The sequence below is a fragment of the Deltaproteobacteria bacterium genome (genome assembly GCA_018668695.1).
GTDB lineage: Bacteria > Myxococcota > XYA12-FULL-58-9 > XYA12-FULL-58-9 > JABJBS01 > JABJBS01.
This window is the reverse complement of the sequence record JABJBS010000228.1, coordinates 1-14,304: the sequence shown is the minus strand read 5'-3', so window position 1 is coordinate 14,304 and position 14,304 is coordinate 1. Positions and strand designations below refer to the sequence as shown.

Sequence of the window (14,304 nt, the reverse complement as noted above, 5' to 3'; positions counted from 1 at the left end):
ACTACTCTGACACTAAGGTATTAGCTGACGAATTAGGTTTTAGGTTTAAGGTTAAAATGTCGGAATCATTGCAACTGCTCACGACTTTTGTCGCGCCGCCAATCATCCGGCGGTACGAGCGTAAGCCTGACCTACCTGACCGTCCTCATCCTGAGGATTATGAAGGCGTCGTCCTATTCCTCGATATCTCCGGTTTTACCAAAATGACCGAAGACCTAGCCAAGCTCGGTAGCGAGGGCACTGAGCAGATCACCCGCATTTTAAATAATAACTTTGATAAATTGGTGGACCTTGTTTGTGTGCATGGTGGGGAAGTTGTCAAATTTGCAGGAGACGCATTCGCTGCTGTATGGCTGAGACAAGATGAGTTAAAGGACGCAAATTCAAATGCTCAAATGCGACAACTGGTACACTTAGCCTCACAGTGTGCGCTCAAAATACAGCGACAAACGGGGAAAATTGGCAAAGGGAAAAAAGTTAAGCAAGATATTTTTGCGGATCGATACAAACCATCTATCAGTTTCAAAATAGGAATTGGTAAAGGTAAGATTCAGCTAGCCCATGTGGGAGGCGTGAACCAGCGGTGGGACCTATTGATGAAAGGTCAAGCACTTGAGCGAGCAGTAACAGCTGAAGGCAGTGCGGTTCCCGGTGATATTGTTTTGGAGCACGGTGCTCACACGATTATTGAAGACTTAGCAGATGGTAGAGATGAAGTCTTTGGTGGCTTTTTTCTCAAGAAGTTGACCAAGAAGCCGGCGTTAAAAGAGTTAAGCCCCAGCACCTACAACCCAGAGATTGAGCCAGCTCTACGGCTCTATATACCAGATGCAGTGCAAGACCGAGTTGATGCAGGCCAAGGTGATTTTATCGGTGAGCTGCGCCGAGTAACGGTTTTGTTTATCAACCTTCCGGATATTCGTTCTGGTGCGACGATTTCGCAAGACCAGAAAATCGTCCAAGATGTTCAGGAGGTCGTATTCGGTTTTGAAGGAGCCATTAATAAATTAAGCATCGATGACAAGGGTGTGAGTGTTCTCGCAGTCTTTGGTCTTCCTCCTCACTCTCATGAAGCGGATCCTGAGCGTGGTGTGCGTGCTGCTTTAGAGATTCAACAAAGATTCTCTCCTAAGAACATTAAGTCTCCAATCGGGGTAACCACTGGCCGTGCCTATTGCGGAGCCATCGGTTCATCGGCTCGCCGCGAATATACGGTGATTGGCGACATTGTGAACTTGTCTGCACGGCTGATGCAGGCGGCCAAGAACAGTGTTCTTTGCGACGTGAGCACCTATGAGGCCTCTAAAGGTAAGTTGCAGTATAAAGAGCTTCCGAAAATTAAGGTAAAGGGCAAGAAGGACCCAGTTGTCATTTACCGACCTGTTGGGAGTGATAATCATAATTTCAGCTCGACCATGGATAAGCTGCGTGAGTTTATCGTTGGCAGAGATAACGAGCGCGCTGCGCTGGCCCAAGCGATTGAAGGGCTTACTTTGGCAAAATCAAGCCGCGTCGTTATCGTTCAGGGTGAGCCCGGCACAGGAAAAAGTCACCTCGTTCAGCACGCTATGTTTTTGGCGGAAAGCAAAGAAATCAAAACGGCTATTGGTATGGCCAGCTCCATTGAACGAGCAACGCCTTACTTGGCATTTCGAGGACTCTTTATTGATTTACTTGGATTACGGACGACGACCCGGCGCCAATCTCCAAGAGAGATCATTGCCAAGATGCTTGTGGATCGAGAAGACCTCGCCAAAGTAGCCCCGGTTCTTAGTGATGTTCTCAAGATTAAACTCAAAGATAACGAGCATACGAAAAAATTAGATGGCAAGGCGCGGGTTGATAGAGCGCTTGAAGTCATGATGCATATGATGAAGGTCGCAGCCCGGGAGCAGCGTTATTTAATCGTGCTGGAGGATATTCACTGGTTCGATAGCTCTTCTTGGGAGCTGCTCGTTGCGATGGTTCAAAATGTACCGGGACTGTTGGTCTTGCTTACGTCTCGCGCTCTCCCGCTGCCTCCTCCGCCGGGCTACTTACAAGTTCTGCGATGGAAGTCTACGCGGACCATTCGTTTGACCAACCTTAGCGTTGAAGACACGGCGAAGCTTGTATCAAACCGGTTGCAGGTTGATGAAATTCCACAGCGCATAAGCACTTTGGTCTATGAGCACAGTCACGGTAACCCTTTCTTCATCCATGAGATGGCGCTGAACTTGGAGAGTGCCGGCATCGTTGAGATTGACGATGGAGTCTGCCGGATCGCAGAGCGTTTTCAAAAAGGGAAAATTGCCGTACCCAATACGATTGAAGGCGTGGTTACGAGCCGTATTGATTCTCTCACACCCGCAGAGCAACTGACTTTAAAAGTGGCCAGCGTTATTGGTCGTGAGTTTCAAGGGAAAACCCTTTACGATATCTTTCCGGTAGAGCGGGAAAAGGAACGGCTTAAGAAGCATATTGAGAAACTTCAAAGTCTAGGTTTTTTGGATGTTGAAGGTGAGGGGAAAAATAAGAAATACATTTTTCAACACGTGATTATTCAAGAGGTATCCTACCAGCTCATGCTCCATCAGCAGCGCAGTAAACTTCATCAGGATGTCGCTGCTTGGTATGAAGAGAGTTTCCGTATTCTCGATCCCTATGTTGGGCTGTTGGCCCACCATTATTCTAATGCGGGACCGACCAAGGCAGAGGAAGCGTTTGATTACATCGACAAGGCGGGTGAAGCCGCTCTGCAGGCTGGCGCAGCACGTGAAGCTACTGAGTTTTATCTGGGCGCGTTGGAGCTTTTCGAGAAGCTTGATGATTCAGCAAAGCCAAAAGAAACCTGGCGCAAAGCAAGTTGGCAGAGGCATTTATCGGATGCTTTCTTTGCCATGGGCAACCGAAAAGATTCAGTGATTTACGCAAACGATGCATTAGAAAGCATCGGTTCTACTCAGCCGAAGTCCATACTGGGCTGGAAGGCATTAACTCTAAAAAGTCTATTGGTCTTTCACTTTCGCCGGCTGTTCCCACTCGACTTTTTCTGGGTCAAGTCCAAGGAGACGGGTCGTGTGCTTACAGAATTCAGTTACGCCGCGAGACGCCTAGCTGAACTGTACTATTTAGAATATCGAGAACTTCCGATGTTGGGAATCAGTCTCTTGGCGGTGAACAAAGGAAACCGAGTCCGCAACTTTTCCGGGGCACCTTATTCCTATGCGATGCTTGGACAGATTTACGGAATTCGTGGTCGGCATCGGCAGGCGACGCGTTACTTCAAGTTGTCGCGTGCGATGGCCGAAAAGTTAAATAGGCCAGGAGCAATGATTTTTAGCTCTAATGCCCATATTGGCTACCTCGCCGGCACGGGGGCCTTAGCACCGCTTACGGATATGGTCAGTGATTCAGTCGACCTTTCGGAAATATATGGCGACCGTCAAGACGCAGAAACATCTTGGGTTTTGAAGAGCCACGTTCAATATTTTTCCGGCCAGATGGAGTCTTCAATTGAGACAGCACAGCTTGCTATTGACTCCGCACGAGAGCGGGGTAATCGGCAGAATGAAGCACAGGCCGAAATAGCTAAAGCACGAGCACTGATAGCCACAGGGAACTTCGTTGTTGCTGTGGATAGCCTCAACCGGGTGAAGTCCAACCTACGGGGACTCTCGGATGTGGCCAGCGAGTTGGTCTGTTTTGGTTTGCTGGGGTTGGCACTGATACGACTGGGTAAACTTGGTGAGGCCCGAGTAGAGGCGATGGAGTGCTTAGCTCGATGTAAGTCATGTGAAGCGGTCGCTTTTTCTACTTTGCATGGCTACGAAGCGGTGGCAGAAGTTTGTCTTGTATTGTGGCAAGAAGCTCGAAAACAAAAAAGTCGCTATACTAAAAGCTTGGCAGAGCACGCTCAGCATGCGCTCTCGTACCTTGAGAATTTTACAAGCAGATTCCCGGTGGGAAGGCCGAGCTTGATTTTGTTAAAGGCCCGCCGTGCTATTGTTTCGGATGATATTCGAAAAGCGGGGAAGTTTTTGGACCTTGCAATGACTGAGTCGAGGCGAGTTAAAATTCCTTATATTGAGGCTCAGGTCGTATTTGAACTCAGCCGATTTGCGGGCACACCGCCGCACCTAAGAAATCACTATCGAACAACCGCGCAGGACCTTTTCTGGCGTATGCGAAGCCAATACTTTATTGACGAACTCGCGGCCGCAGCGAAAGCATCCCGCGAATAGGTCTTAAGGTCTTGAGGTAAAGCAATGGTCAGTGTGGTGAGCCGGTTGATGATTTATCCTGTGAAGTCCTTTGGGGGCATTGAGCTCCAGAAGGCTGAGGTGAACGCCAAGGGATTGAGCTTGGACCGCCGCTGGATGGTGGTGGATTCTTCGGGGCAGATGGTCACACAGCGAACTCACCCTTTGCTTTCTCAAATCCAAACGAAACTTGAAAGTGATAGTCTGAGCATCGTCATTGAAGGCGATACTTTTGAGGTTCCTTCAGCCCTTGGTGACGAAATAACGGTCCAGGTTTGGAGTGATAGGCTTGCGGCTCGGCAAGTCGGTGGTGATGTTTCTAAGGTTCTATCGAGTTACTTGGGAGAAGAAGTCGAATTGGTGTGGATGGAAGAGCAAACAACCCGAGCCGTGGAAGCTCGCGCCGGGACCGAGAATAAGGAGGTTGGCTTCGCAGATGGATTCCCTTTCCTGGTGATATCCGAGGCGTCTCTTGAAGATTTAAACACCCGGTTGATTGAACCCGTCACCATGGACCGTTTCCGTCCGAATATTGTTGTTTCCAATACTAAGGCATTTGAGGAAGATTCCTGGAAACGCTTCAAGATTGGCGGCGTCAACTTTACAAACGTTAAGCCTTGCGCCCGTTGCGTGATGACAACCGTTGATCCCGTGAGCGGAGCGAAGGGCAAGGAGCCATTGCAGACGCTTGCGAGATACCGACGCCATGACGGAGAAGTGTTTTTCGGTCAAAATGCTGTGCATCAAGGCGCTGGAACTTTGTCTTTGGGAGACAAGGTGGAGGTCTTTGAAAGGCAGAGTGGGGTCATCTGATCAAAGGGCCTACCTTACGCTACCTGAGTTTGATCAATGTCATTTAATTCTCTCATGATTCTTGGGATTAGCGTCGATGCTCTCGCGTTTGGAGTTACGAAGTAACCTGAAAACCCGTAGACTGGTTCGATAGTCGTAACACATAGGAGAGGGGTCGAGAGATGCGCGTCGATGGACCTTCGAAAGCCCTTGTGGGGTTTGCAAATTACACCGAAAAAATTGCTGCGGATGCAGTGAACCCAGACAAGGCTGCAGCCTCGTCCATCTCTAATGCTGCGGTTGATTCGCGGGGCCGTGCCGATGCGGCAGTCGCGCAGTCATCGCTCAAGCAGAGGGAAGCGTTTTCCGTTGGTGTGTCTCAGGGACGAGCCGATTCAATCGAACATTCTCGTCAAGCAGATGCCAATAACCTAGCGGCCGAGAAAACTCGAGATGGTCTTATTGGCTCGCCTTATTCAAAAGGGTCTATCATCGACACGATGGCTTAGCCTTAACTATCTAATATCAATGGGTTTAAATGAGTCGCCAAGCTCAAGAGGATAGCCCTGAGCCGGGCGCCCCTTCTCTTAAATACTGAATTTAGCCACTGGGCGTAGCTTGCGAACAAAAGCCCAGGCACCCATCAACAAGAGCCAAAACGCACCATCGGGCGATGTCTGCGAGCAGCCACCTGCATCAACGCCAGTCTCGCCTGGAGCTTGACCGGGCTGACCACCGGCTTCTGAGTCGGTGCCTTGGCCGGCATCAGACGGTTCATTTGATGCCGATGATGGGTTGTCATCAGGATTGGAATCGTTTCCACCTTCGCTGGGATCGGCATCATCATTTGGCTCGCCTGTATTCTCCTCACAATCGGTATCCACGGGATTACACCAGTCGTCACAAAATCCGTCGTCGGGAATGCAGTAACCATCATCAGGACCCAGCTCTGTGTTGCCTTCACCATCAAGGCCGCCGTCTGCTCCGCAATCTGAATCGGGAGTCTCACATGGCTCATCGCAGTAACCATCTCCATCGGTGCACCAGTCATCCGGGAGTCCGCCTTCGCCGTTGCCGCCAGTGCCCGTCTCATTGGAGCCACTCCCATCGATCACGCGACCACCGCAATCTTCACCATTGTCGACGACGCACTGGATGAATTCCGTGTAGAGGTCGGTTCGAGTGTTCACTCCAAACTCGGCACAATCCTGATCACCCCACGAGGTCACGCCAATAACTTTTAGGGTTCCATCCACTTCCAGAAATGCAGGACCACCAGAATCTCCAAAGCAGGTTCCTGTGTTGGGCTGGGTGTAGCGAAAGCCATCTTCCTCATAGCTTGTAATGGGAACGTTCACTGAGCGCTTGAGGCCGGAATCTTCCGATTGTCCGGAGGTGACTCCAAAGCCTACGAAAAGAGGAGCTTGGCCGATAAAGCCATCGTCCATCGTTTGAGTATTGAATCCCACTGGTTCAATTGGAGCGTCTTCGGCTAGACGAACCAGTCCGATGTCGTAACTGTTTCCATCCTCGGTAAAGTTTGCGTGCGGGATAAGTTCAGTAATGTCGATAACAGAACCACTGCTGATGTCATTGGCGTCATTGCCGATATAGAAAGTGTGGCCTTGGGGTGAGTTGAAGTTGGCCAAGCAGTGTGCGGCGGTTAACACCACGCGGGGCGAGATGAGAGTTCCCGTACAGCTTTGCTCGTTGTTGTAGATCAATGCGCCGGCTGCAGGGTGTTCGGTCTCGGTATTTCCACCTACAATATAGTATGGGCCAGCGAGTGCTGTCCCAGCAGTTGTAACCACGGTGATTGCACCGATCAGTAAAGAGCGCAGATTTCTTTCCCACACCGTTCCAGGGTGTAAAAGATCCATAAGAACCTCCTGGCCAAAAGGCCGGGGCGATAGAAGTGCGGCAAAGAGTTTCAACTGGATCGCCTTGCCAGCATGTACTCGTCTGTAGGACAGGCGGGGGCCCTGTTTGGGCAGCCGTAAACGAAGAAATACGATCGTCTTAGTAATTACAGTAACTTAGCCGATCGGTTCTGACTCTGTTGCGCGGATCTCGGCTTTAGTTTGAAGCCTTTTAGTCGATGCCCCTTCGTCTCTGTTAGGGGTATTGGCCGATGTAAACCGATTGGTTTTCTCGGCTTTGGAGATTGTGTGCGGGGTACAGGGGAGCAAAAAGTGGAGCGATCTCGCTCAATAGATCGATCTGATTCGGCTAAGATCTCATTAGCACGGGGGTGGTTGCGTCTGGAAGGCGATGCCACTCATACGAACAACGAAGTCAGGAAGCACACCATGTTTTGTGCACATCTATATACGTGGTTACCACGGGTACTACTTTGCCTGGTCTTTCTTCTCAATTCAGGTTGCTCATTATTTCTCGATCTTGATTCCGGGAAGTCATGCGAAGCGCACAGCGATTGCGACGCCTCTCTTTACTGCAGTGATTTGATTGCCGGGGCTGGCGGCAACACAGCGCAAGGGTGCATTGAGCGCGACGCCTGTAATGCTCACACTGATTGTGAAGGCAACACATTCTGCCTGTCTCTTAATGATACACTCGATAATATTTGTGTGACTGCGGCATGCGGTAACGGTGTGGTTGAGCCCGGTGAAACCTGCGACGGTGACTGCCCCACAGAATGCTGGGATGGTACGGCTTGTACTCAGGATGTTCTTACGGGAACTGCCGCCACATGTGATGTAGTTTGCTCCAGTGCTCCATTGGCCGATGACTCTTGCATTGCCGATGACGGCTGTTGCCCGAGTGGCTGTTCCACCGAAACCGATAACGACTGTGCAAGTATCTGCGGTGATGGGTTTGTAGGGCCCGGTGAAACCTGTGAGGGCGAAGGCTGCCCAACAGAAGCTTCCTGTGACGACTCTCAAGCATGCACTCAAGATATTTTCTCGGGAAGTACTGAAACCTGCAACGCTGCATGCAGTCAAGTTGAAGTGACTGCTTGTGTGGCTGATGATGGTTGTTGTCCACCCGGGTGCGACTTTTTTAACGATAATGATTGTTCTCAAATTGATACATGCGGAAATGGCATTCTTGAAGACGGCGAAACTTGCGATGGAGAGTGCCCAACGGATGAATCATGTTTAGAGACGTGGGCATCTTCACACCAAGGAGAGCAAGTTTGCGTGGTCCCGCTGGTTGTGGGTTCTGCTGACCAGTGTTCAGCAACATGCGCATACAGCCCCGTCACGCAGTGCCGTTCCGGTGATGGATGCTGCCCCGATGGTTGTATGGGAGTCGACTCCGACTGCGACTTACTTTGCGGCAACGATGTGGTTGACCCCGGCGAGACTTGTGATGGCAATTGCCCCGAGAGCTGTGTCTCAGACTCAAGCTGTGTGAGCGGGGAATTAAAAGGCGAGGGTTGTCAGAAATACTGCGACTTCTCTGAAGTTCAAGCTTGTATTACGGGAGACGCGTGTTGTCCGGAAGGTTGTGACAATACTTCTGACCAAGATTGTTCAGCATCCTGCGGTAATGGCTTGGTGGACCTTGGTGAAACCTGCGACGGCGACTGCCCAACCTCTTGTGACGATTCCAACTACTGCACCACAGATGTTCTTGTAGGGAGTGTCGATGGTTGCAGTGCTGAATGCGTGGCAACGCCTATTACCGAATGCCTTATAGAGGCCGATGGCTGCTGCGCCCCAGGCTGTGATCTTAGCAATGATATCGATTGCAGTACCGAGTGTGGAAACGGCGTCGTAGAGTTTGATGAACTGTGCGATGGCAATTGCCCCGAAGTTTGCGACGATTCCAATGCTTGCACCTTAGATGGGCTTAACGGAAGTGCAGCTACTTGTGATGCGCAATGTACGCATTTACCCAACGATGTTTGCGTTTCTGATGACGGCTGCTGCCCGGATGGTTGTGGTCATCTCTTGGATAATGATTGCTTGAATCCATGCGGCAACGGCATCGTTGAAGTGGGTGAAATTTGTGACGGCAACTGCCCAACCTCTTGTGATGATGGCAGTCTTTGCACCACAGATATTCTGATTGGCACCGCACTTGGTTGTGATGCTGAGTGTATCAACACTCCAATTGAAGTTTGTGATGGGGCCGACGGTTGTTGTGCACCTGGGTGCGACGCAGCCACTGACTCAGATTGTTCGGCGAGCTGCGGCAACGGAGTTTTGGAACCCGGTGAAATTTGTGATGGGGATTGCCCAACGACCTGCGACGATGCGAATACGTGTACCACTGATGTACTGGTGGGAGCAGCGGAGAGTTGTTCTGCCGAATGTATCAATCAGGAAGTGATTGCATGTGCTTCTGGCGATGGCTGTTGCCCTACCACATGCACTCAACAAGTCGACAATGATTGCAGTGGGTTTTGCGGCGATGGTGTGACAGATCCTGGCGAGTCTTGTGATGCAGACTGCCCATCAAGCTGCAACGATAACAATGCGTGCACCGTTGATATATTTTCGGGAAGCGAAGCTGGCTGTGATGCAGCGTGTACCTACGAAGATGTCACGACATGCTCAGACGATGACGGTTGCTGCGCCCCGGGTTGCACATCTATCAATGATAATGACTGCAGCGCTGAGTGCGGTAACGGCTTTGTTGAGGCTGGTGAAGTTTGCGACGGTGACTGTCCTACGAGCTGTTACGATGGGGTAGCCTGTACTACAGATGTTACGACAGGGAGCGTAGAGTCTTGTTCACTGCGCTGTGAATTTCCTGCGGTTGAAGCTTGTGTAGATGATGATGGATGCTGCGCGCCAGGGTGTGACTCTAATACCGACAACGATTGCTCACCAACCTGCGGCAATGGCTCTTTAGAGGCCGGAGAAGTGTGTGATGGCGATTGCCCGACAAGCTGTGATGACGCCAACAGCTGTACGACGGATAGTCTGGTCGGGAGCGCGGATTCTTGCAGTGCATCTTGTAGCTACGTCACGGTAGGTGTTTGCGGCGACGGTGATGGATGCTGCCCGTCCGGTTGTAATATCTTAAGCGATAATGATTGTTCGCCGAGCTGCGGTGATGGCGTCGTGAATGAAGGCGAAACCTGCGATGGCAACTGTTCTGACACATGCCAAGACGGCAACGCTTGCACGGTGGATGTACAAACGGGGAGTTCGGTGCAATGTAATGTTGATTGCTCGTATACAGAAATTACCGCTTGTCAAAGTGGCGATGGCTGTTGCCCGGGCGGATGCGAGAGCAGCACGGACAATGACTGCTCCGATACATGCGGCAATGGCATTATCGAATTAGGGGAGACCTGCGACGGTGATTGCCCAACAACATGCGAAGACAACAATGCTTGTACAACGGACACTCTGGTTGGTTCTGCTGCGAGCTGCAGCGCGGCCTGCAGTTACAATAGTGTTGATATTTGCACCAATAATGACGGCTGCTGTCCGTCGGGATGTGATCCTGAAGATGATAACGATTGTTCAACAACGTGCGGCGATGGGATTGTCGATTTCGGTGAGACTTGCGATGGCAATTGTGAAGACAGCTGCAATGATGCCAATGCATGCACGGTGGATAGCTTCACGGGCAGTGCATTAACTTGTAGCTTAGTTTGCATTCATCAGCCAGTTGTTGCGTGCGAAGACAACGATGGTTGCTGTGGTCCTGCGTGTAATGAAGCCGTTGATAACGACTGCCCACCTATTTGCGGCAACGGGATTTTAGAAACCGGCGAAGATTGTGATGACGGTAACACGCTAGAGGACGCCAACGGCTGTTCAGCCACTTGTCAACGCGTGGGTAGCTGCGGAGATGGTCTGATTCAGTCTTATTTTGAGACTTGCGATGACGGCTTTGAGGATGCCTGCGGGACTTGTAATGCCGATTGTTCTGGTGACGGTTCAGGTAGCACTTGCGGCGATGGCCAAGCTTGTCCCGAATTTGAAGCCTGTGATGATGGATACACTGACGCCTGTGGAAGCTGTAATATAGACTGTTCCGCGGCCGGTGCCGGCGCTACTTGCGGCGATGGTGTGATGTGCCCAGAACTCGAAATCTGTGACGATGGTTTTGCCGATGCCTGTGGTAGCTGCAACGCCAATTGCTCCGGTGATGGTTCGGGTTCTGCGTGCGGTGATGGTGAGTATTGTCCGGAACTCGAAGCTTGCGATGACGGCTACTTAGATGCCTGTGGCTCGTGCAATGCGGATTGCAGTGCGGCGGGCTTAGGCAGCAGCTGCGGCGATAACGAAGTCTGCCCCGAAACAGAATCTTGCGACGATGGTTACGCCGATGCTTGTGGTTCATGCAACACGACGTGCACGGACTTCGGAACTGGTACAAGTTGCGGCGACGGTGAATACTGCCCTGAGTTCGAATTCTGCGACGATGGGTTTAATGACAGCTGCGGTACCTGCAACATCTCATGCAGCGGGCCAGGCAGTGGTTCTATTTGCGGTGACGGTGAATACTGCCCTGAATTCGAAACGTGTGATGACGGTTTTGCCGACAGCTGTGGTAGCTGCAACGACGACTGCTCTGGAGCCGGTATCGAAAGCAGTTGTGGTGATGGGTTTGTTTGCCCTGAATTCGAAGCTTGCGATGACGGTTACACCGATTCTTGCGGTGACTGTAATGCGGATTGTAGCGGTATGGGAGCGATGCCACTTTGCGGTGACGGTGAACGTTGCCCGCAATATGAAGAATGCGATGACGGTTATGCTGACAGTTGTGGTAGTTGCAATGAGGATTGTACCGAGCCGGGTACCGGAGCCACCTGCGGCGATGGTGCGGTCTGCCCCGAATTGGAAGCCTGTGACGATGGCTTTGCCGATGCTTGTGGCAGTTGCAACGCTGATTGTTCTGGAGACGGAGCTGGCGCCACGTGCGGCGATGGTGAAACCTGCCCTGAACTAGAAATCTGTGACGATGGCTTTGCCGACACTTGCGGTACTTGTAACGCTGATTGCTCTGGAGAAGGATTAAACGCTACGTGCGGTGATGGCCTAACCTGTCCTGAACTCGAAGCCTGTGACGATGGTTTTACCGATGCCTGCGGAACTTGTAATGCTGATTGTTCTGGAGCTGGAGCGGGCGCAACCTGTGGTGACAGCGAAGTCTGCCCCGAACTTGAAACCTGCGATGATGGCTACGCCGATGCTTGTGGTTCTTGTAACGCCGACTGCTCTGGAGATGGTGTAGGTGCCACGTGCGGTGATGGAGAGCATTGTCCTGAGCTTGAAGCTTGTGATGACGGCTACACCGACCAGTGTGGAACGTGCAACATGATATGTACCGGACCAGGTCAAGGATCGACTTGTGGCGACGGTGTCATGTGCCCCGAATTAGAGATCTGTGATGATGGTTTTGCCGATGCTTGCGGTTCTTGCAATGCCGATTGTTCGGGCGATGGCGTAGGTGCAACCTGCGGCGATGGCTCGTTCTGCCCTGAACTTGAAGCCTGCGATGATGGCTATACCGATTCTTGCGGCTCTTGTAATACGGATTGCTCGGCTGCTGGCTCAGGTGCAACCTGCGGCGATGGTGCTGTTTGCCCTGAATTCGAATTTTGTGACGATGGTTTCAGTGATGCATGCGGAACATGCAACGCGGACTGCTCCGCCTCAGGCACGGGTGCCACGTGTGGTGATGGCGAAACCTGTCCTGAACTCGAAGCTTGCGATGATGGGGCTGTAGATGCCTGTGGTACTTGCAACGCGGACTGCTCGGCGGGCGGCGCGGGCGCGGTATGCGGCGATGGTATTGTTTGTCCTGAGCTGGAGGCCTGCGATGATGGTTTTACCGATGCCTGCGGTTCATGCAATGCAGATTGTACAGGGCCAGGTACTGGCGCCACTTGCGGCGATGGTGAAACCTGTCCTGAGCTTGAAACTTGTGATGACGGTTACCTTGATGCCTGCGGTACATGTAATGCCGACTGCTCCGCAGCTGGTGCGGGCGCCACGTGCGGTGATGGTGAAACTTGTGCAGAGCTAGAAGCCTGCGACGATGGATTCACTGATGCTTGCGGTAGCTGTAATGCTGATTGTTCGGCAGCTGGTGCGGGTGCCACGTGCGGCGATGATACACTTTGCCCTGAGCTTGAAACTTGTGATGACGGCTACACCGATGCTTGTGGTAGTTGTAATGCCGACTGCTCGGCGGCTGGCTCGGGTGCGACGTGCGGCGATGGTGAAGCGTGTCCGGAACTCGAGGCTTGTGACGATGGTTACCTTGATGCCTGCGGTACCTGTAACGCGGACTGTTCGGCTGCTGGCTCTGGAGCTACGTGCGGCGACGGTGAAACCTGTCCGGAATTAGAAACTTGCGATGATGGTTATACCGATGCTTGCGGTACTTGTAACGCGGATTGCTCAGCGGCCGGCTCGGGTGCGACCTGTGGTGATGGTGAAAGCTGTCCGGAATTAGAAACTTGCGATGACGGTTATACCGATGCCTGCGGTACCTGTAACAAGGATTGTACGGGAGCCGGAACAGGAGCGACTTGCGGCGATGGCTTGAGGTGCCCTGAGCTTGAGCTTTGCGACGATGGTTACACCGATGCTTGTGGTAGCTGTAATGCTGACTGTACTGCAGATGGGGCCAGCTCAGCTTGCGGTGACGGTGATGTTTGTCCTGAGGATGAAGCCTGCGACGATGGTTACACCGACGCTTGCGGAACTTGTAACGCAGACTGCTCCGGAGCTGGTGTAGGTGCCACGTGCGGTGATGGTGAAACATGTGCAGAGCTAGAAGCCTGTGACGATGGTTACGCTGATGCCTGCGGTACTTGTAATGCCGATTGCTCGGCGGCTGGTGCAGGTGCCACGTGCGGTGATGGTGATACGTGTGCAGAGCTAGAAGCCTGTGACGATGGTTACACCGATGCTTGCGGTACTTGTAACGCGGACTGCTCTGCTGCCGGTGCAGGTGCCACGTGCGGTGATGGCGAAGCGTGTGCTGAACTCGAAGCTTGCGACGATGGTTACACCGATGCTTGCGGTAGTTGTAATGTTGATTGTTCCGCTGCCGGTGCGGGCGCTACCTGCGGTGATGGCGAAACGTGTGCCGAGCTAGAGACCTGTGACGATGGTTATACGGATGCTTGCGGTAGTTGTAATGCGGATTGCTCCGCAGCTGGTGCAGGTGCCACGTGCGGCGACGGTGAAACGTGTGCTGAGCTCGAAGCTTGCGACGATGGTTACACCGATGCTTGCGGTAGTTGTAATGTTGATTGTTCCGCTGCCGGTGCGGGCGCTACCTGCGGTGATGGCGAAACGTGTGCCGAGCTAGAGACCTGTGACGATGG

5 protein-coding genes are annotated in these 14,304 nt (G+C 52.1%); 4 read left to right on the top strand and 1 reads right to left on the bottom strand.

Going from position 1 to position 14,304, the window contains the following annotated elements; translation table 11 throughout:
* The first annotated feature begins 56 nt into the window (after positions 1-56).
* The 3 genes from HOK28_11955 (at position 57) to HOK28_11945 (ending at position 5,542) form a co-directional block, all read left to right on the top strand.
* A complete protein-coding gene (locus tag HOK28_11955; GenBank protein ID MBT6433802.1) occupies positions 57-4,223 on the top strand; it encodes an AAA family ATPase in 4,167 nt (1,388 codons plus the stop codon).
* 24 nt (positions 4,224-4,247) lie between these two features.
* A complete protein-coding gene (locus HOK28_11950) occupies positions 4,248-5,054 on the top strand; it encodes an MOSC domain-containing protein (GenBank protein ID MBT6433801.1) in 807 nt (268 codons plus the stop codon).
* 161 nt (positions 5,055-5,215) lie between these two features.
* On the top strand, positions 5,216-5,542 hold the full coding sequence (locus tag HOK28_11945; GenBank protein ID MBT6433800.1) for a hypothetical protein: 327 nt from the start codon (positions 5,216-5,218) through the stop codon (positions 5,540-5,542).
* 78 nt (positions 5,543-5,620) lie between these two features.
* Here the strand turns inward: HOK28_11945 and HOK28_11940 are convergent, their stop codons facing one another.
* On the bottom strand, positions 5,621-6,913 hold the full coding sequence (locus HOK28_11940; protein ID MBT6433799.1) for a trypsin-like serine protease: 1,293 nt from the start codon (positions 6,911-6,913) through the stop codon (positions 5,621-5,623).
* A gap of 429 nt (positions 6,914-7,342) precedes the next feature.
* Between HOK28_11940 and HOK28_11935 the strand changes: the two genes are divergently transcribed.
* Positions 7,343-14,304, top strand: a 6,962-nt coding sequence (locus HOK28_11935) for a hypothetical protein (GenBank protein ID MBT6433798.1), incomplete at its 3' end; no start/stop codon positions are given.

Excerpts from the sequence above, each read along its gene's own strand:
- HOK28_11945 (MBT6433800.1), top strand. The coding sequence starts at position 5,216 with ATGCGCGTCGATGGACCTTCGAAAGCCCTTGTGGGGTTTGCAAATTAC.
- HOK28_11955 (MBT6433802.1), top strand. The coding sequence starts at position 57 with ATGTCGGAATCATTGCAACTGCTCACGACTTTTGTCGCGCCGCCAATC.
- HOK28_11950 (MBT6433801.1), top strand. The coding sequence starts at position 4,248 with ATGGTCAGTGTGGTGAGCCGGTTGATGATTTATCCTGTGAAGTCCTTT.
- HOK28_11940 (MBT6433799.1), bottom strand. The coding sequence starts at position 6,913 with ATGGATCTTTTACACCCTGGAACGGTGTGGGAAAGAAATCTGCGCTCT.